The sequence below is a fragment of the Actinomadura macra NBRC 14102 genome (assembly GCF_001552215.1).
In the GTDB taxonomy this organism is placed as follows: Bacteria; Actinomycetota; Actinomycetes; order Streptosporangiales; family Streptosporangiaceae; genus Spirillospora; species Spirillospora macra.
In genome coordinates this window covers 1-18695 of record NZ_BCQT01000015.1, presented here as the reverse complement: position 1 = coordinate 18695, position 18695 = coordinate 1, and the positions used below count along the sequence as shown (strand labels likewise).

At 69.5% G+C, this 18695-nt stretch carries 19 protein-coding genes; 10 read left to right on the top strand and 9 right to left on the bottom strand.

Features of this window, described 5'->3' with window-relative positions:
- The first annotated feature begins 57 nt into the window (after nucleotides 1–57).
- The 3 genes from AMA02S_RS24025 to AMA02S_RS24015 all read left to right on the top strand — a co-directional run bounded on the left by AMA02S_RS24025 (nucleotide 58) and on the right by AMA02S_RS24015 (nucleotide 2472).
- On the top strand, nucleotides 58–759 hold the full coding sequence (locus AMA02S_RS24025; protein WP_067461660.1) for an endonuclease V: 702 nt from the start codon (nucleotides 58–60) through the stop codon (nucleotides 757–759).
- A gap of 48 nt (nucleotides 760–807) precedes the next feature.
- On the top strand, nucleotides 808–1545 hold the full coding sequence (locus AMA02S_RS24020) for a TetR/AcrR family transcriptional regulator (protein WP_245667793.1): 738 nt from the start codon (nucleotides 808–810) through the stop codon (nucleotides 1543–1545).
- Between the two features lie 165 nt (nucleotides 1546–1710).
- The gene (locus AMA02S_RS24015; RefSeq protein ID WP_067461659.1) at nucleotides 1711–2472 is read left to right on the top strand and encodes an SDR family NAD(P)-dependent oxidoreductase; all 762 of its coding nucleotides are present in this window, start codon (nucleotides 1711–1713) and stop codon (nucleotides 2470–2472) included.
- Here AMA02S_RS24015 and AMA02S_RS24010 read toward each other — a convergent pair.
- Nucleotides 2466–3842: an amidase gene (locus AMA02S_RS24010; RefSeq protein WP_245667785.1), complete on the bottom strand. Its 1377-nt coding sequence runs from the start codon at nucleotides 3840–3842 to the stop codon at nucleotides 2466–2468. The two genes, AMA02S_RS24015 and AMA02S_RS24010, sit on opposite strands and share 7 nt — an antisense overlap.
- 75 nt (nucleotides 3843–3917) lie before the next feature.
- Here AMA02S_RS24010 and AMA02S_RS24005 point away from each other — a divergent pair, with 75 nt between their 5' ends.
- Complete coding sequence (locus tag AMA02S_RS24005) at nucleotides 3918–4478, top strand: TetR/AcrR family transcriptional regulator (protein WP_067461658.1); 561 nt, start codon at nucleotides 3918–3920, stop codon at nucleotides 4476–4478.
- Between the two features lie 312 nt (nucleotides 4479–4790).
- Here the strand turns inward: AMA02S_RS24005 and AMA02S_RS24000 are convergent, their stop codons facing one another.
- A complete protein-coding gene (locus AMA02S_RS24000; protein WP_157430808.1) occupies nucleotides 4791–5495 on the bottom strand; it encodes a nucleotidyl cyclase domain-containing protein in 705 nt (234 codons plus the stop codon).
- A 516-nt stretch (nucleotides 5496–6011) separates the two neighbouring features.
- Here AMA02S_RS24000 and AMA02S_RS23995 point away from each other — a divergent pair.
- On the top strand, nucleotides 6012–7073 hold the full coding sequence (locus AMA02S_RS23995) for a hypothetical protein (protein WP_157430807.1): 1062 nt from the start codon (nucleotides 6012–6014) through the stop codon (nucleotides 7071–7073).
- Between the two features lie 627 nt (nucleotides 7074–7700).
- Here the strand turns inward: AMA02S_RS23995 and AMA02S_RS42115 are convergent.
- Nucleotides 7701–7910, bottom strand: coding sequence for a hypothetical protein (locus tag AMA02S_RS42115; RefSeq protein WP_157430806.1), 210 nt, complete (start codon nucleotides 7908–7910; stop codon nucleotides 7701–7703).
- Between the two features lie 215 nt (nucleotides 7911–8125).
- On the opposite strand from AMA02S_RS42115, the gene AMA02S_RS23990 reads away from it, so the two are divergent.
- The gene (locus AMA02S_RS23990; RefSeq protein ID WP_084265534.1) at nucleotides 8126–9601 is read left to right on the top strand and encodes a TetR/AcrR family transcriptional regulator; all 1476 of its coding nucleotides are present in this window, start codon (nucleotides 8126–8128) and stop codon (nucleotides 9599–9601) included.
- A gap of 212 nt (nucleotides 9602–9813) precedes the next feature.
- Nucleotides 9814–10290 (top strand): SH3 domain-containing protein, encoded by a 477-nt coding sequence (locus AMA02S_RS23985; RefSeq protein ID WP_157430805.1) that lies wholly within the window; start codon nucleotides 9814–9816, stop codon nucleotides 10288–10290.
- A gap of 94 nt (nucleotides 10291–10384) precedes the next feature.
- Here AMA02S_RS23985 and AMA02S_RS23980 read toward each other — a convergent pair whose 3' ends face one another.
- The 3 genes from AMA02S_RS23980 to AMA02S_RS23970 all read right to left on the bottom strand — a co-directional run bounded on the left by AMA02S_RS23980 (nucleotide 10385) and on the right by AMA02S_RS23970 (nucleotide 13558).
- Nucleotides 10385–11419: a chitinase gene (locus AMA02S_RS23980; protein WP_067461653.1), complete on the bottom strand. Its 1035-nt coding sequence runs from the start codon at nucleotides 11417–11419 to the stop codon at nucleotides 10385–10387.
- 88 nt (nucleotides 11420–11507) lie between these two features.
- Entirely contained in the window at nucleotides 11508–12875 is a 1368-nt protein-coding gene (locus tag AMA02S_RS23975) for a sensor histidine kinase (protein WP_067461652.1), read from the bottom strand.
- The gene (locus AMA02S_RS23970) at nucleotides 12872–13558 is read right to left on the bottom strand and encodes a response regulator transcription factor (RefSeq protein ID WP_174550981.1); all 687 of its coding nucleotides are present in this window, start codon (nucleotides 13556–13558) and stop codon (nucleotides 12872–12874) included. Before AMA02S_RS23970 ends, AMA02S_RS23975 begins: the two co-directional genes overlap by 4 nt.
- 27 nt (nucleotides 13559–13585) lie before the next feature.
- On the opposite strand from AMA02S_RS23970, the gene AMA02S_RS23965 reads away from it, so the two are divergent.
- The 3 genes from AMA02S_RS23965 (at nucleotide 13586) to AMA02S_RS23955 (ending at nucleotide 15574) form a co-directional block, all read left to right on the top strand.
- Nucleotides 13586–14107: a hypothetical protein gene (locus AMA02S_RS23965; protein ID WP_067461651.1), complete on the top strand. Its 522-nt coding sequence runs from the start codon at nucleotides 13586–13588 to the stop codon at nucleotides 14105–14107.
- A gap of 156 nt (nucleotides 14108–14263) precedes the next feature.
- Nucleotides 14264–14764, top strand: coding sequence for a DUF4870 domain-containing protein (locus AMA02S_RS23960; protein WP_067461650.1), 501 nt, complete (start codon nucleotides 14264–14266; stop codon nucleotides 14762–14764).
- A 129-nt stretch (nucleotides 14765–14893) separates the two neighbouring features.
- Nucleotides 14894–15574, top strand: a complete 681-nt coding sequence (locus AMA02S_RS23955; protein WP_245667783.1) for a response regulator — start codon at nucleotides 14894–14896, stop codon at nucleotides 15572–15574.
- Nucleotides 15575–15594: 20 nt separating this feature from the next.
- Here the strand turns inward: AMA02S_RS23955 and AMA02S_RS23950 are convergent, their stop codons facing one another.
- The 3 genes from AMA02S_RS23950 to AMA02S_RS23940 form a co-directional block, all read right to left on the bottom strand.
- Entirely contained in the window at nucleotides 15595–16848 is a 1254-nt protein-coding gene (locus tag AMA02S_RS23950; RefSeq protein ID WP_067461649.1) for a nucleotide sugar dehydrogenase, read from the bottom strand.
- A 38-nt stretch (nucleotides 16849–16886) separates the two neighbouring features.
- On the bottom strand, nucleotides 16887–17900 hold the full coding sequence (gene gntD / locus AMA02S_RS23945; protein WP_067461648.1) for a guanitoxin biosynthesis L-enduracididine beta-hydroxylase GntD: 1014 nt from the start codon (nucleotides 17898–17900) through the stop codon (nucleotides 16887–16889).
- 20 nt (nucleotides 17901–17920) lie between these two features.
- Nucleotides 17921–18695, bottom strand: a 775-nt coding sequence (locus AMA02S_RS23940) for an AMP-binding enzyme (protein ID WP_157430804.1), incomplete at its 5' end; no start/stop codon positions are given.

Here is an 18695-nt window from a genome sequence, read left to right as displayed (position 1 = left end):
CGGCCCGGGTCGTTGCCTGGCGCTCGCGCAGGCGGCGGGACGGTAGCGTGCCGGTTCATGGACGTTCGTGATCTGCACCCGTGGCCCACCACGCCGGAGGCCGCGGAGGCGATCCAGGACGAACTGCGCCCGTTGCTCGTCCTGGACGAGCCTGGCCCAACGGAGCCGCGCACGGTCGCCGGCCTCGACGTCTCGTACGCGGGCGACGGCGGCGGCACCGGCACACGGCTGGCCGCCGCGGCGGTCGTCCTCGATGCGACGACCCTGGACATTCTGGAAGAGTCGGTCGTCGCCGGCACCGCCGCGTTCCCCTACGTCCCGGGCCTGTTCGCCTTTCGGGAACTGCCCGCGCTGGTCGAGGCGCTGCGCGGGCTGAAGACCACGCCCGACCTGCTCGCGTGCGACGGGTACGGCGTCGCGCACCCGCGCCGGTTCGGGCTGGCCTGCCACCTCGGCGTCCTCACCGGGCTGCCGACGATCGGCGTCGCCAAGACCGGCTTCGTCGGCGCCTACGACCCGCCGGGCGTCCGGCGCGGCGACACGAGCCCGCTGCTGGATGGCGGCGAGGAGGTCGGGCGGGTCCTGCGCACCCAGCACGGCGTGAAACCGGTGTTCGTGTCCGTGGGTCATCGCGTCAGGCTGGACGACGCGTGCCGCGACGTCCTGAATCTGGCGCGTGACCACCGCCTTCCCGAGACCACCCGCCGCGCCGACCGGCTGTCCCGCGACGCCCTCACCGACCGCCCTCCGGCCATGTGAGCGCCGCGCCGGCACCGCGTCGCCATTGCGTCCGGCCAGGTAGCTGTCATGATGGAGGTCTCCGAGAGGCAAGCGGAGACCGTCCCCGGTAATCCGGACGTGCTCCGGCCGCACCACCGCTGGACGGTGCCCATGGACACCCGGCCGATGAGAGCCGATGCCCGCCGCAACTACCAACGACTCCTCGACACTGCCCGCGCGGCCTTCATGGAGCACGGGACCGGCGCGTCCCTCGACGACATCGCCAAGCGCGCCGGAGTCGGCTCCGGTACCCTCTACCGCCACTTTCCCACCCGCGACGACCTGCTCCACGCCGTCCTCCGCGACCGTATCGACGGCCTCCTCTCCCACGCCGCCGAACTCCTCGCCGGCGCCGTCCCCCAGCCGGCGCACGACCCCGCTCCCGAGGCGGCATCCGGTGCAGGGCAGATGCTGGGCATCGAGCAGACCTCCGCGGTGCAGGCCGAGGTGGCGCTCGGGGTATGGCTGCGGGTCTATCTCGCGGGCGCCGCGACCCCGCGCGGGACCTCCAGCGTGATCATCGACGCCATGTCGGCACGGTGGACGGGGACCCGGCTCGGCGCCTGCGCGGAGGCGATCTGCGAGGCGCTCGGGCTGCTGCTGGAGCGGGCGCAGCGCGCAGGCGCCCTCAGGTCCGACATCGACCCCCGCGATCTCCTCCGGCTCACCAACGCGATCGGCGTCGCCGCCGAACGCACCCCCGATCCGGACGCGTACGCCGACCGGATGCTCGTCCTCCTCTTCGACGGACTGCGGACACGGTAGGTGGAGCACGCTCTCTTACTGCACACCCAAGCGTACGCTAGGTTGGCACGGATCGTCCGCCGGACGTTCCCCCAGGATTCGAAGCACGCTCGGAAACGTGACGGGTGCCCGCGGGAAGGCATCCGGGTAGGGATGCCCCGGTGGCCGCGAGCAGAAGGAGCGTCGATGGGGCAGCTTGACGGCAAGGTGGCGTTGATCACCGGCGGTGCGCGCGGCATGGGCAAGGCCCACGTGCGGCGCTTCGTCACGCAGGGCGCCAAGGTCATTTTCGGCGACATCCTGGTGGAGCAGGGAGACGAACTCGCCGCCGATCTCGGGCCCGACGTCCGGTTCGTCCGGATGGACGTGACCGATCCCGACGACTGGCGGACCGCCGTCGAGATGGCGACCGGCACCTTCGGCGCGCTGCACATCCTCGTCAACAACGCCGGGATCATCAGGCACACGACCATCGAGGAGATGTCCCTGGCGGAGTTCCGGCAGGTGCTCGACGTCAACCTCGTCGGCCAGTGGCTCGGCGTGAAGTCGGTGACGGCCGCGATGCGCGCGGCGGGCGGCGGCTCGATCGTCAACGTGTCCTCGACCGAGGGCTTCATCGGCGCCTCCGGCCTCGCCGCCTACAGTGCCAGCAAGTTCGGCGTGCGCGGCCTCACCAAGGCCGCCGCCCGCGAGCTCGGTCACCAAGGCATCCGCGTCAACTCGATCCACCCCGGCGGCGTCCTCACCTCCATGTCCCTCCAGGATGACGTCGTCGCCAACACGGCCGGCAGCGCCGACGCCCTCTTGAGGGCCCTGCCGCTCGGCCGGCTGGGAAAGACCACCGAAGTCTCCGGCCTGGTCGCCTACCTGGCCTCGGACGACTCGTCCTACTGCACGGGCAGCGAGATCCTGGTCGACGGCGGCATGCTCACGGGCGCCGGTTACTGAGCGACTCGTCCGGTCCAGCCCTCGACCGCCTCCAACTGGGCGGCCAGCGAAATGAGCGTGGCCTCGTCGGAGTCATGCCCCAGTAGTTGCGCGCCAATGGGCAGGCCATTCCCCATGAAGCCCGCGGGCACGTTCACCCCCGGCCATCCGAGGACATTCCACGTCCACGCATATGGACAGGCCGCCGCCACACCCGCCTGCGTCTTCCGGTATCCGACCCCGTCGAAGGCCCCGACCTTCAACGGCGGCCACGCGGTCGTGGGAGTGAGCACCACGTCCGCGTACCGGAAAATACGTCCGACCTTCCGGTGCAGGTACGGTTCCATTCGCCGCGCCAAAGGCAGCAGCCGCCGACCCGCCAGCCGCCCGATCCTCGCCTCCACAAGCGTCCGCGCCTCGGGCCGCGGATTCGGCATGGCATCGAGCAGATCCACGACCCCCGCGGTCCCTCTCGGAACCAATCCGAGCCCCACGAGCCCGTAATCGGGATCGGCCGGGAACACCTTGTGCCCCAGGTCGGTCAACCTCCGCGCGATCCGCTCGACGGCCGCCCGGATCTCCGGATCGAGCCTCGAACGAACCCCGAACGCCGTCCTGAACGACACCGCGACCCGCAACCTGCGCGGCTCTCTCCGAGCCGCCTCCGCGAAAGATCGGACGGGCGCATCGATCCGATAGACGTCTTCGGGATGGCTCCCCGCGAGCACGTCCAACAACAGAGCGGCGTCACCGACACTTCGCGCCAGCGGGCCCCACACAGTGATCCCGTTGAAAGGATCGGTCTGCGGATATCCCGAGACGCGTCCCCGCTGCGGCTTTATCCCCACCAACCCCGTCCAGGCCGCAGGGATACGGATCGACCCGGCCCCGTCCGACCCCACGGCCGCCGCTACCATCCCGCCCGCCACTGCAGCGGCCGAACCCCCCGACGAGCCGCCCGGCGTGTACTCCGGGTTCCACGGATTGCGCGCGGCCCCGAACCCCGATGACTCGCTGAAAGGCCACAGCCCGAGCTCACACGTCGTCGTCTTCCCCACGACGATCGCCCCCGCCGCCCGCAACCTGCGGACGACCTCCCCGTCCCGGGAGACCGGCCGATGGTCCCCGGCGACCGCGAACGGCGTCGTCTCCCCCGCCAGATCCGTGTCGTCCTTGATCGCGACGGGCACCCCCAGCAGCGGCAGCCGCTCCCCTGCGGCCAGCCGCTCGTCCGCCCGCAGCGCCTCGGCCACCGCCGCCTCCCTCCGGACGACCCGGAACGCCCCGAGCGACTCCTGCCGCGCGATGCTCTCCAGCGACTCCGCGACCAGTTCCCTGGCGGAGACCTCACCCCGCGCCAACGCCGCCGCCTGCTCTGCCAACCCCAGCACCACGCCGCCCCTCACATCTCGTTCGTTCGAACGAACGATAGCGAGGACCTCCGCCTTACGGAAGACTGTGCACCGATGAGCGCCCGCGACCAGATCGTCCAAGCCACCCTCCGCCTGATCGGCGAGCAGGGCCTCGGCGCCGTGACCAACCGCGCCGTGGCCCGCGAGGCCGGCGTCTCACTCGGCTCCCTCACCTACCACTTCCCCAGCCAGGAGGACCTGCTCCGCGAGGCCCTGCGCGCCTTCGTCGACGACGAGATCGCCCACATCACCGCCTACATCGCGACCCTCAACAAGTCGGACCTGGCCCCCACCCGGGCCGCGGACCAGGTGGAGAAGGCCGTGGCCGGCTTCGCCCGCGGCCCCGAGCAGATCGCCAACCTGGAACTCCATCTGCACGCCGCCCGCGACCCCGGCATCCGCGACGCCTCGACCCGCTCCGTCGCCGCCTACGACCGCCTGGCCGCGGCCGTCCTCACGGATGTGGGCATCCCCGACGCCGAGCAGCACGCCCCCGCCGTGGTCGCCATGCTCTACGGCCTCGCCATCCGCCGGCTCGCCACCGGCGACACCACCGCCGCCGGCACCGCGGACGCCTTCCGCCTGCTCCTCTTCGGCGCTCTCCCCCGCACCTGAAAAAGGCTTCTGGCCCGCACGGCCCCCGAGCGGGGTCAAGGCCGTGCAGGCCAGAAACCTGTCTCAAACAGGAACCTCAGTCGGAACCTCAGCCGACGTTCACTCTGCTCTCCGCCTGTGCACCTCCGCCGTATTGGATGTGACACCGCAACGCTAAGCCGCCCCCACCCTCACTAGAACCCCCTTAACCCTCACTTAGGGAACCGCTGAGCAGCGCTTATTTCACTCTCCGTTCCGAACCGCCCGAGAACCCTCACCCGGAACGTGTTCACCTGCGAGAACAAGGCACGCCCACCCCCGGGACCACCCCGCTCAGGAGTGCTCGCCCACGATGGAGAGGTCACGCGGTGGCATCGGCAGCGCGGGCGAGGGATGCAGCATCGGGGCGGAGAACTCGTCATCGTCGGGCGGGCATTCTGGTTTCGCCCACGCGGGCATCTCCGGGACGAGAGACCGCAGACCTTCCCCGCTCCGCCGGTCGCCGTGCACATAAGCGAGATGATCCGTCCCTTTGCCCTGGACGACCAGCGCGTGGAAATCTTCGGGCGACAATGCGCCCAGCCTGCTTTCCACGACCTCCGTGTACACCGTGGCCGACAGCGCGAAGACGAGATCCATCGCCTGCCGTTCACTCAGTTCGCGACGCAGACCGTCCGAATCGACCAGCCGCGAGACGAGAATCGGGGCCGGGCCGACCGGACCGAACGGGCCCCCGATGACGGTCCCGTGATGAATGGCCAGGCGTACCCGGATGCGCGGACCGGGCCCTCGCTCGGCGTTCACCGTCGCAAGCGAACGGGCGAACTCGCGAGGGTAGGCGGCGACCAGTCCCAGCACGTCGGTGTCCCTCGGGAGGACGGCGAGCTCTCCGTCACCGCGCGCCTGGCGGTACCAGGAAGCACGGTCGAGGGCGGCCCGCACTGCCGCGTCATCGAGGGCCCGGCGCAGCACGTCCTGCACGCCGACCTGGTCCAGCACGCTCAGCCTGCTGAATCCCTCGACGTCGACCGCGGTCACGAAGTGGTAGCCGAACTCCAACCGCTCGCCGTCGAGATCGGACCGAGAGTCCGTTATTTGACTATTTGACGATCTCGAAGTCGCCACGTTCCTTACTCCCATGACCAACCTCATCTCCCGCAGTGCGAACCGACGGTTAGCTCTGTTCCGATCGCCCTTCAACTCCAGTTTGGTCAGACGACAGAAACCGCGGCCCCAAACTGGAGTCAATCAAGCAGACGATTCCCCGCCCTGCTCTGAGGGAACGCCGCGTCCCGCACAGAAGGCTGCGCGAGGACAAAGATCCAGTGGCCGGTTCCTCCCGGTTTAGGACTACAACCGACGCAGGGTTGGGAAGGACTCCGGCAGCCTGACGAATGATCTCGCACGAGTATGCAAGAATCCCTTCTCCGTTGGAGAACCACGTGCCACTTTCCTGGCTATAACGCTAGGCAGGACGGCGGGGGGATGTAAACGACCAGCTACCGGACAAGCCGAGTACTCCACGATCCCGAGGGAACTCGAAAGGCACGAACGATGGACGACGGTACAGCGGATGCGCGCCGGAGGTACACGCGCAGTCTCAAGGAACTGCGACAGGACATGGGCTGTACCGTCGAACGACTTATGGAGTGTCCAGAACTGGTGGCCGCGCTCCGTCGGCGACTCTCGTCCACACATCGTCCGACGACGATCGAGACCTGCGTCGCAGAATTGAAAGCGCTGGTGGAAGCGCTCAGTGACCCGAAATTTCGTGGCCCACTACTCGTGGCGTTGCGCTTCGACCGTAAATATGCCGAGGACACGCTCACCGCCCGGAGAACCAGTTACAGTACGGATCTCAAACACTCGACCGACCCCGACGTGCGCAAGTACCGGGTCGACAGCCTTCGCACACTCGAACGACGCGAGAACGACGGGATCGAGAAGGTGTCCCGCTTCCTGGCAGAGGAGATCGCACAGATCGGCGACTCCGAGGGGCGGGTCAAGACCGAGCACAGCCACACCGGTGAACCCTCGACGCTCGCCACCGAGGCCATCTCCTACACATGCCAGTTCTCAGCGGCCGGCGCCATCGTCCAGAATGACGTGCGCGTATGGCTGAAGGCGCTCGTTCCCCAGGCCAACCCCCAGGTCACCGTCGAGTACCGCTACTACAGCGAGAGCCGGCCAGGTGTTCTCGACATCGAGCCGATCTTCGGTTGCGACGTCGCGCGGAAGAGCGAGAACAGCGCGGGAGGCGTCATCGCGACGCTGGAGCTGCCCAAACGACTCGGTTCCGATGACGGAATATATGTCTTCGCCTACCGCGTGCGCGTGAACAGCGAAGTCCGCGCGGAACCGGTACTGAGGTGGAAGCCCCTCACCGAGCACACCAAACGCATCGAATTCCAGCTCCTCTTCGACCCGAGGATGACACCGAGCCGCGTCTGGTGGTTCCGTGCGGCCTCGGACACCAAAGGAGAACTGGAGCCGGATATCCGGGACAGGCAGCATTTGGAGCGACTCGACCGCGGCTCGTACGTCTACAAGATCTTCGACGGCCGGCCCCTGGAACCCCTGCTCCACTATGGTGTAGCTTGGAGCTGGGAACCATGACTGGCTGTAGCCGGGCAGATGCGAGCAGCGGCGAGACAGGGATTATCGCATGGGCGGTAAGGGCGCACGGTAGCCGAGCACAGAACCTGTTCACAGCGAACTACCAGAACAGCGCGTACCCGATGGGTACGCGCTGTGATCATTCAGTTGAGACTAGGCACCGCTGCCGCCCACGTAGTCATCCTCTCGTTCTACAGATTCAGTGTCGCTCAATTCGGCTGAGCCCAATCGGCTCAGACCGTGTCTGCTCGGGTCCGGTGACCCTCGACATTCGTCGGCACCGCCCCGGGAAGGCCTCATCTCTTCGGCCTCATCCGCCCCGCTGGTCACGTCGAGCAGGACCCGAGCCTAGCGATCAGCCAAGTTCTAGTCAACGCTAGTCATTACTCCAGAACAGATAGCCAACTTGGAGTAATTACTCGGCACGAGGAGACCCCTCGCCACCTCGGCGTTCACGTATTTCAAGATCTCGAAGGAGGGCGGCCTCGGCGGGCGGCATCGCCGAGGCCTGACACCGGCGCGAAGGGCCGACCTCCAGCACAAGGACGGGGCTCGACCGCCACACCGAGGGCGCGGTGACCGCCGGCCGGCGACTTCCCCGGAACAGCACCTCGCGCCACGGGGCGTTCATCTCTCCGCCTCCGCCTCGATAACCATCATCGGCTCCACGGTCCAACGATTGCCACATTCGGCACATTCTCCGACGCGCAGGGTGAATGCCGCGCAGTGCGGCACCGCATCGTTTTCAGTGCGGGCATGGTCCGTTCGGCAACCAAACCGGCTCATTACGATCACCGGCGATGGCCGCGGGATCTGCCGGATGACCTCGAAGGTCACGACGGCCCGACACCGCTTCAGATCGAGATCGGCGCGTGTTTATCTCGATCCACCCAAGAAGCAGACTATTCGGACCAAGTCACGTGAATATTCGGACAACCTTTAAACAGCTTCCGTTATTGAATCGAAGGATCTGTCGATACCACCCTTAGGGGTCGCCTGAAGCGGCCCATAAATTGCGGTATTGACATCTTGACTCATGCTATGCTGAACCGATGAATGCTTCTGCCCCCCGACAGCGCAGCGCCGAAACCAAGAAAAGGCGAACACGTAGCGCCCTGCTGGAGGCAGCTCTGACCCTCTTCGCCGAACGAGGGTGGCACGGAACTAGAGTGGAAGACGTTGCCAAGGCCGCCGGCGTGAGCACCGCCACCGCCTACAATCATTTCAGAACGAAGCAGTCCCTCATCGGCTACGCCTATTCGCCGTTACTGACGGAGCTCATCGAGTCGGCCGACCAAGCGATCAAGGGCAGGTTCCCGCCCATCGCCGCCATCAGGAAGCATATCTTCGATCTTTCTCTCCTTGCTCGCACTCATCGCGACCTCACGGTGTGCCTGATCGCCGCGATGCAGGAACAGAGCCAGAAGACGGGGAGCGCGATCACCGAACCCGATGACGTACGCAAGCTCGCCCCGTTGTCCGAGCCACTTGTCGATCTTATCTCCTATGGTCAGAACCTCGGAGTGGTGCGGATCGATCCGTCGGCCGCCGACACGGGCGTTTATCACACCAGCGCCCTGCTCTTTCGTGTGCTGAGCCGGCCGCACGAATCGGCCGAGGAGACCGCGTCCGTGACCTTGAGCCAACTACTGCCCGCCCTGGTCTCCGAAACGGATCGACTGGAGTGGTCACCCGAAGACGATCTGTCACTGATCCTCAAACGGCTGACCCGCGTCTCCGGTGATACGCGGGCCCCGACGGAGGAGAGGCGCAGGCTCGCGAACCACCCGCTCACCAAGGACTATCTGGAGGCCGGTTTCCGGCTCTTGGTCCAGGGATGCGACCCCAGCGATCGCGTGGAGAAAACCGGGAGATCGTCCTCCTCCTCGATGTTCCTTGAGTTCCTCTCCAGTGACAGGATCATCGCGGAGGCGGCGAAAGGCAGCGAGAGGACCGTCGACGAGGACTCCTTCCTGGCCAGATGGCCTGATCGCGACGCCTACATAGGCGATGTCCTGGCCTACTCCCTGTGGATCAAGAACTGGCTGCCCCACACCATCGCCGCAGACAAGGCCAGAGCGGTGATCTCCACCGCGACCGATCTCGCGGACGCGGCCCATGAGGCGTGTTACCAGGACCAGGTGGCCGGGCTCAACAATCCCGCCCTGCGCCTTGCGTTCATAGCCGCCGTCATCGCCGAGCATCATCCTGAGGTGAAGGAATCATTGGCCGCCGTCTACCACAGCACCCAGGAAAAGTGGATCCCCATCTATCGACAGATCTTCTTGCGGCATAACCTGAGGCTCCGCTCTGAGGTCAGCATCCGGGATATCGCCGACATTTTCACTGCGTTATCCGACGGCTTTATCCTTCGCATGCACTCGGACTCGACCAGCCGTTTCATCGATCACGACAAGAGAAAGACCATGCTGGGTAAGGCGATCATGGCCGTCGTTCTCGGCAGTGTCGAGAGAGGGGACGACGAGGATCTCGATTCCGCCTTTCGCCAGCTCACCTCCGTTCACTAGACCCGATTCCGCTGGGTCGCATCGGATCGGGCCGGTCCTGAACCGGGTCGGCGAACCCGTGTCCATGCAGTGCGGGGCACTGGAACAACACGGGCATTTCGGTAATGTCGCCGGGGGTTGGTCAAGGAGAGATCTTCGTTACTTAGTGTGTAAGATCTGTTACTCCAGGTAAGGAAGGCGGCTGTAAGTCGTGTACGACCTGGAGGAATGAGATGCGAGCAGCAGTAAGACTCGGTTCGGGTCTGGTCGCCACCATCGTGGCCGGGACGGTGCTGGGGGCCGGGACCGTCGCAGGCGCGTCGCAGCCGCCGCCCAAACCGCGGCAGGACGAGCAGAACATCACCCAGCCGAACCCGCAGGACGAGGAAGGGCAGGGTGGCGGCGCGATCGAGGTCGGGGCGCAGGGGGACGCCGAGGCGTTGAACCGGCTCCTTGAGCGGGACGAGCAGCGCGTCCGCTGGTGCAGGGGCGTGGTGGTCGTGGACCGCCTGAACGTCCGCAGCCACCCGTGGGTCGACCACAACCTGGTCGGCCACCTGCGGCGCGGCGACCACGTCACCACCGACTGGCACAGCATCCAGCGCAGGGGCGGCTACCTGTGGGTGCGGCTCCACAACGGGAACTGGATCGCCGACTACAAGACCGGCAACGGCAACGGCAAGTGGTACGTGAAGTACTCCAACTGCTGACACCGCGGCGGGCCGGTGCCCACGCCCCCACGATGGGCGGCCGGCACCGGCCCGGTAGGGCCCCGGAACGGGATGACCGGCGACCACGTGCGGCCTAGCCGAGCGCGCGGGTGAAGGCGAGGGGCTCCTGGTCGACACCGCTGCAGGTGGGATCGGCCAGTGGCTTGACCCCGCCGGGGCACGGCCGGTCGCGGTTGGCCGACCACATGGCCGTCCAGGCGAGGCCCCGGGCGCGGGCGAACGCGGCGACCTGGGCGGCGTCGGCGAGCGTGAAGGTCTCACCGGCGACGTCGTTCACGCCGATCATGGGAGTGATGGCGAGACGGTCCCAGGCGGAGGGCACGGCCAGGGCGGAGCGAAGCTGGGTCTCGGTCGAGGTCGCGGCCTGGACCGCCAGATCCCCCATCTCGCTGGACGGGGGTCCGTAGTCCATGGCCATGATGTTGACGACGTCGACGTCCATGCCGTTGGCCTTGGCGTTCTTGACCAGGTTCACGCCGTCAGGAGTGAGGCCCTCCGGTAGAACGGGCAGCGTGAGCGACACCTCCAGGTCGGGGTGCCTCTTCTGGAGGGTGGCGATCGCCTGGGCGCGACGGGTGTTGGCCGCGGTGTCGGCGAGCGCGGCACCCTCGATGTCGAAGTCGGCGCGGGTGAGCTTGAAGGCCGACACCACCTGCTCGTAGGCGGCGGTGAGCCGCTCGACGGTGGGGCATGCCGCGGCGAGTTCGATGCCGGACGCGCCGCCGAACGAGATGCGGATGTCGCCGCCGAGAGCGCGCAGGTCGCCCGCCTGGTTCGCGACGGGGTTCGCCCCGATGTCGGTCACCCCACCCCATTTGGGGGCGCACCCAGCACCGCCGGCGGTGATGAACGCGAGCGTGTAGGACTTGACGCCGGTCTTCTTCGTCGCGTCCACGAGATCGAACGGCGGGTGGAGGCTGCCGTCGATGTAGGGGGCGAACTCGGGCGCACCGGCGGCGGCCCGGACGGCGCGCACCGGCTCGTCGGCGGCGGTGTCGGGCAGGACCGCGAGGCCGCAGGCGACGGTGGCGAGTGCGGCGGCGAGTCCGACGGCGAGGTAGCGCAGCAGAGGGCACGCGCGGAAGGTGCGGGCAATGGGCCGGCTCATGTGCGCCTCCTCGACCGGGGGTGGTGCCGATCAAAGTAGGGCGCCCGACGGCCGGGCGGTTCATGGTTAAGAGTCTGTTAAGACCGTTCTAGGACGCTCGGGAGCGGCGTCCCTCGGGCGGTCGGGAATGGCGGCGGCGGACGAGACCCCGGGAGCGCCGGGCCGGCGGCAGCCACTTGGTGCGGAACCACATCTGCACCTGCGCACCGCCGAGAACGCTGCGGTGGATGCGCAGGTATCCGCCGGTGGACTCGGCGGCGCGGCGGGCGATGTCGAGGCCGAGTCCGGTGGAGCCGCCGCCGCTGCTGCCGCGCTTGAGCGCCGCGTCCGGGTCGGCGATGCCGGGGCCGCCGTCGGCGACGAGGATGCCGGTGATGCCCTGTCCCTGGTGGAGGGTGACGGCGAACCCGGTGCCGTCGGCCGTGTGCCGGAAGATGTTGCCGAGAAGGGCGTCGACCGCGGCCGCCAGTTCGGTACCGGGGAGCGGGAGGGACGCGGATTGCTCGGCGCCGATCAGCTCGCAGGAGCGGCCCTCGTCCTCGGCCAGGACCGACCAGAACGCGATCCGGTCGCGCAGCACCTTGGCCGCGTCGCAGCTCCCGCGTCCCGTGGGTCGCCGGACGGTGCGGATGATCTGGTCGACCTCGCGCTCGATGCGGTCGACGGCCTCGCGAGTCTGCTCGGCGACCGGGCCGTCCCCGAGTGCCTCGGCGTTGAGGCGGAGCGCGGCGAGGGGAGTGCGCAGGCGGTGGGACAGGTCGGCGGCCATCTCGCGCTCAGCGGACAGGAGCTGCACGACGTGGTCCGCCATCGCGTTGAAGGCCAGCCCCGCCTCGACCAGCTCGGGCGGCCCGTCCGGCTCGATGCGGGCGGACAGCTCGCCGTCGCCGAAGTCGCCCGCGACCTCGGCGAGGCGGCGGGTGGAGCGGATCATCCTGGCGCCGAGCCGGTCGGCGACGGCGACCGAGCCGGCGACGAGCGCGGCGGCGACGGCGGTCATCACGATCCACGCCTTCCACACACCGCGCGACAGGTCCTCGTCCGGCAGGAACACCTCCACGACCGCGGTGCGGCCCGCGTCCAGCGACACCGGCTGGAGCAGCGCGTACCCGCCGGACACCCGGGCGGTGTAGGCGCGGCCGCGGCGGCCGGCCTCGGCGAGTTGCTCGGGGCGGGCACCGGAGCCGCCGGTGGACTTCGGCACCAGCCCGCCGTCCGGCATGTGTACGGTCATCCGTTTCGCGGCACCCGCCTGGGTGCTGGCGACCGCGCGTTCGAGTGAGGCCGGGTCCTCGGTGACGACCAGGACCGGGCCAAGCGCGCTGGCCTGCCGTTCGGCGGTGGTGAGGGCGCGGTCGCGGGCGATCTCGCGGACGGTGAGCGCGAGCGGGATGAGGAAGGCCAGCGCCACCATCGAGGTGACCGCGAGGGACACCAGGACGAGCGTCCGCCTCATGAGCGCGGGCCCGGCTCGGCCAGCCGGACCCCGACACCGCGCACCGTGTGCAGGTAGCGGGGCGCGGCGGCGGTCTCGCCGAGCTTGCGCCGCAGCCAGGACAGGTGCACGTCGATCGTCTGGTCGTCGCCGTACGCCTGCCGCCACACCTCGGCGAGCAGCTCGCGGCGCGCCACGACCCGCCCGGGACGGGCGGCGAGGTAGGCCAGCAGGTCGAACTCGCGGCGGGTCAGCTCCAGCGGCGCGCCGTCCAGCAGGGCCTCACGCCGGTCGAGGTCGATGTGCAGGCCGCCGACGCTCAGCTCGGCGGTCGGCCCGGACCGGGTCGACCGGCGCAGCACGGCGGCGAGCCTCGCGACGAGGTGCTCGGCGGAGAACGGCTTGATGAGGTAGTCGTCGGCGCCCGCGTTCAGCAGCCGGACGATCTCGGGCTCGTCGTCGCGGGCCGTCGCGACGATGACGGGGACGTCGGAGATGCCGCGCAGCATCTTCAGCACCTCGGCGCCGTCGAGATCGGGCAGCCCGAGGTCGAGGACGACGGCGTCGGGCGGCGACTGTGTGACCTCGCGCAGCGCGTCCATCGCGGTCCCGACGCTGCGCACGACATGGGACCGGGCGCTCAGCTCCCTGATCAAGGCGGTGCGGACGTTCGCGTCATCCTCGACCACCAGAACACTCGCCATGGCCGAACCGTATGCCACCATGTGCCCATGCGTCGCGCGATGTCATATGTTGCGCCCTGGGCCGGAGTGACCGCACTCGCGGTGACGTTCTCCTGGCTCGGCGTTCGCGGCGTCGTGCGCGACACGGTCTCCGAGCGGTCGGCGCCGCCGCCGATCGCGGGACCGGTCATCCACGCGAGCCCGTCCGCGCCACCGGGACCGACGAGCATCGGATCGCCGACCGTCCGGCCGAGCCCCGCGACAGGCGAGGACCGGGCGCCGGCGCCGCGGCCGGCGAGTTCGCCGGCGCCGACCAGGTCGGACGGGACGGGCGCGCCGCGGACGGCGGGCAAGGTGCGTAGCTACGCCACGCGCGGCGGGCAGGCGGCGATGTCGTTCGCCGGCGGGCGGGTGCGGTTGGTGTCGGCGACGCCGAACTCCGGGTACGAGACGCGCGTCACGGAGGCGGGCGGCTGGCTGCGCGTCGACTTCCTCACCGACAAGCGCACCTCGTCCGTCATCGCGACGTGGTACAACCAGCCGGCGACGGTCAAGGTGTACGAGTACTGACGCCGTAAGCCGCGGCGAACTCGGCGACCGCCTCCCGCTGCGGGGCGGCGGTTCCGCTCCGTCGGCGTCCTCGACTGGGGCTCTTTTCGGCTGAGGCGTCGAACCGCCGCACGATAGGTTCCTGATGGTGCTCCCATGGGAGGAACAGGAAGAACAGTGACCGAACAGCCCCCGCCCCCGCCCCCGCCGCCTGGCTCCGACGATCAGCCGCCGCCTTATCAGGGGCCCTACGGCGGGCAGTACGACCCGCGCTGGGGGTACGGCCCGCCCGGTGTCCCCCACGGCCCGCCCGGCCAGGTCCAGAGCAACGACTCGACGTGGGCGATCTTCACGTACATGGGGGTGCTGCTGGTCGGGTTCCTCGCGCCGCTGATCATTTACTTCGTGAAGAAGCGGGAGTCGGCGTTCGTCCGGTTCCACGCGGCGCAGGCGCTGAACTTCCAGATCACGCTGCTGATCCACCTGCTGGCGGTCGCGGCGATCTGCGTCCCGCCGACGATCGTCACCGAGAACCCGGCTTTCCTCATCCCGCTGATCCTGCCCTATCTGGAGCTGCTGTTCGGGCAGTGGGTGTTCCTGATCCTGGGCGCGGTGAAGGCCGGCAAGAACGAGTACTACCGGTTCCCGACGTTCTTCTGCTTCCGCATGATCCGCTAAGGAGGCCCACGCCGCGGCGCCGAACCACGCCGCCGTGCCGTGCGTCACAGAAGCAGCGTCACACTAGCGCTCGGCGGCTTCCGGGGAGGCCGCCGCACGGGGGCGCGCCAAGCGACGAGGGGCTGTCAGGTGAGCGGGGATCCGGTGCTGTCGGTGCTGGTCGTCGACGACGACTTCCGGGTGGCCGAAGTGCATGCCGAGTTCGTCCGGTCGGTGCCGGGGTTCCGGGTCGCCGGACGGGCCGGATCGGCGGCCGAGGCACGTGCCCGGGCCGCCGAGTTAGCCCCCGACCTGGTGCTGCTCGACATCTATCTGCCCGACGAGTCGGGCCTGACCCTGCTGCGCGACCTGGACGCCGACGTCATCATGGTCACCGCGGCCACCGACGCCGCGTCGGTGCGCACGGCGCTGGCGCGCGGCGTCCGGCACTATCTGTTCAAGCCGTTCACCGCCGCGGACCTCGCCGAGCGGCTCACCGCCTACGCCTGCTACCGCCGTCGGCTCGGCATGCCGGGCGAGTTGACCCAGGCCGACATCGACGAGGCGCTGCGCGCGCTGCACGGCGACCCGCCGCAGCGTCCCCCCGCCGCCGGGGAGGGCGTCCAGGTCACCCGGCGGCTGGTGATGCGGGCGCTGGAGCGTGCCGCCGGTCCCCTGTCGGCGACCGAGGTCTGCGCCCAGGTCGGCATCTCGCGCACCACCGCGCAGCGGTACCTGGCCGCGCTCGCCCAGGACGGACGGGTGGAGGTCACGCTCCGCTATGGCAACACCGGTCGCCCGGAACATCAGTACACCTGGGCGCCCGGCTGAGCGCCGGGGCACCCCGGCGCTCACAGCAACTCCACGTTCGTGCCCGCGGCGGTGCGCCCCCGCGTGTCGAGCAGGAAGCGGGCCTTGCCCGCCAGCAACTCGCCGGTGTACTCGCGGTGGTCGGTGAGCAGGATGGTCAGGTCCGCGGTCTCCAGCGCATCCGGCAGGTCCGGGACGCGCGACAGTGACAGGCCGCCGACCTGCCATGTCTCGACGTACGGGTCGTGGAACGACAGCCGGGCGCCGAGCCCCGCCAGTCGTTCGGCGACCTGCTGCGCGGGGGACTCGCGCCGGTCGGCGACATCGGCCTTGTAGGTGGCGCCGAGCAGCAGCACCCGGGCCCCGCGCAGCGCGAGACCCCGGTCGTTGAGCTGCTGCTGCGCGCGGTGCACCACGTACCGCGGCATGCCCGTGTTGATCTCCTGGGCCAGCTCGACGAAGCGGAACGCGTAGCCCAGCGTCCGGACCTTGTAGGACAGGTAGTTCGGGTCGATCGGGATGCAGTGCCCCCCGACGCCCGGCCCCGGGAAGAACGGCTGGAACCCGAACGGCTTGGTGGACGCGCAGGAGATGGCGTCCCACAGGTCGACGCCCAGTTCGTGGCAGAACACGCTCATCTCGTTGACCAGCGCGATGTTGACGTGGCGATAGGTGTTCTCCAGCAGCTTGGCCATCTCCGCCTCCCGTGTCCCCTTCGCGAGCACGACGGTCTTCACGAACTTGCCGTAGAACGCCTCGGCCGCTGCGGCGCACGCGGGCGTGTACCCCCCGACGATCTTCGGGGTGTTGGCGATCCCGTAGCGGGCGTTGCCCGGGTCGATGCGCTCGGGCGAGAACGCCAGATGGAAGTCACGGCCGGCGATGAGGCCCGACTCCTCCAGCAACGGTCGCACGACCTCGTCGGTCGTCCCGGGGTAGGTGGTGGACTCCAGGACGACCAGCGTGCCCGGCGAGAGCCGCCGCGCGACGGCCGACACCGCGCCGCGCACGGCGGTCAGGTCCGGCCCGCCCTCGGGGGCGAGGGGCGTCGGCACGCAGATGACGACCGTCCGCGCCGTGCCCAGGACGTCCGGGTCGGCCGTGGCGGCGAACCCCGAGCCGATCATCGCGCCGACGTCGGCGTCGGAGACGTCGTCCACGTGCGAACGGCCCGCCATGAGCGACGACACCAGGGCCTGGTCCCGGTCCAGCCCGCGCACGGCCAGCCCGGCCCGGCAGGCCTCCCGTGCGAGCGGCAGCCCGACATAGCCGAGACCGATGACCACAAGGTCCATGGACGGGCTCCCTTCCTCTGCCCCGGCGTGGACGCGTGTCACACGATGACCCGGCTGGACGGCGACTCGCGCATGTCCCTCGACACCCGCAGGTCCCGGGTGACCAGTGCCTTCTTCAGCCAGCGGTCGGTACCGTCGAAGCGCGCCCGGAACGCGGCCCGGCCGTGCACCGCCAGATAGTTGTCGACGACCAGGAGCGTTCCCGGCTCGACCTCGATCCGCTGCTGGACCCGGTTCATCTCGTCGATGAGCCGGCGCAGCGCCGTCTCGACCGCGGGGTCGTCGTCGGCGCACCGCATGAAGTACGGGTCGATCCGCAGGTACGGCGACTCCGGTGCCCCGAACAGGACCGGGACGGCCCGGGGCTCGTCGCGCATCTTGCGGGCGCGGAGCAGGCTCGGGTGCCCGGGGTGCTTCTCGGCCATCTGCCGCAGGTGTTCGTTGTCGGGCATGATGTGGAACCTCGGCTGCCGCAGCAGTTCCAGATCCGCCTCGTCCAGCCGGACGTCCCGGACCGAGGACACCAGCGTCGGCACGTGGTCGGGGTTCCGCATGCCGAACAGCAGCAGGTAGTCGCAGCGGTACGGGTGGAAGCCGTCCTCGGTGTGCCATTCCAGCAGCACCTGGCCGTGGCCGCTCTGTTCCTGCTCGTCGCCCGCGATCGGGACGACGTTGTGCAGCAGCCGCCCGCCCTGGAGCGTCGACCAGCTGAACGTCTCACCGGTCAGGCACATCGCGAGCAATCCGAGCACGAACTCCTCACGGCGGCCGCGCCCCTGCGCGGCGGCCTCGGACCAGTTCGCCGGGGTCGGCCCGAGCGCCCGGTCGCCGATGGGCCAGCCGCGCACCGTGCAGGTGGCCGCCCGCTCGTCGCGGCAGAACTCCGCGAGGAACCGCCGCACCCCGGAGGGCACCATCGCGGTCAGGTCCCACGCCTGGTCGAAGAAGTACGGCGCGGCCGGATCGATCTCCAGGGAGTCGAGCTTGTCGACCAGCGATTCGAGCTCACCGACGTCCGCCAGGGACATCGTGTACGACAGTGGGGTGTCCATCGGTTCCTCTCCTTCGATGCTCACCGGGGTGACGTGCCGAGCCGCTGGAGGTCCGCGGCGATCTTCCGTGCGGTCCGTCCAGCGCAGACGTGCGGGACGGGGTCGCCGAAACGCTCCCTGAGCAGCGCCGTGACGAGCGCCGGCCCGTGGAGGCGGCCCGCCCATGCGGGCACCTCGGCCGCCAGGCCGGCGGCCGGGTCGGCGCCTGGCAGCGCGCCGAGCAGGTCGGCCACGTCCCGTTGCAGCGGGGTGCGGGGCGCGGCGGGGGCGCCGCCCCTGGAGCGCGGCGGTGGGGGCAGCGCCGCGCGGTTGAGCTTGCCGTTGCGGGTGCGCGGCATCCGCTCCAGCCGGGCCCACAGCGCGGGGACCATGTGGGCGGGTAGCCGCTCCCCGGCGTAGGCGGCCAGGTCGGCGTCGTCGACGCGCTCGCCGGGCGGCGCGCTCCTCGCCCGCTCGTCCAGGACGACGTAGGCGACGAGCCGCAGGTGGTCCCCCGCCTGCGCCGTGACCACCGCCGCCTCCTGGACGCGCGGGTGGCCGTGCAGCACGGCCTCGATCTCGCTCGGCTCGACCCGGTGGCCGCGGATCTTCACCTGCTGGTCGATCCGGCCGAGGAAGTCGAGCGTCCCGTCGGGCCGCCACCGGACGAGGTCGCCGGTGCGGTACAGCACGCCGTCCCCGAACGGGTTCGCGACGAACCGCTCGGCGGTGGCCTCGGGCCTGCCGCGGTAGCCGCGGACGGCCACGCCCGCGCCCCCGACGCACAGCTCGCCCGGCACGCCCACCGGCAGCGGC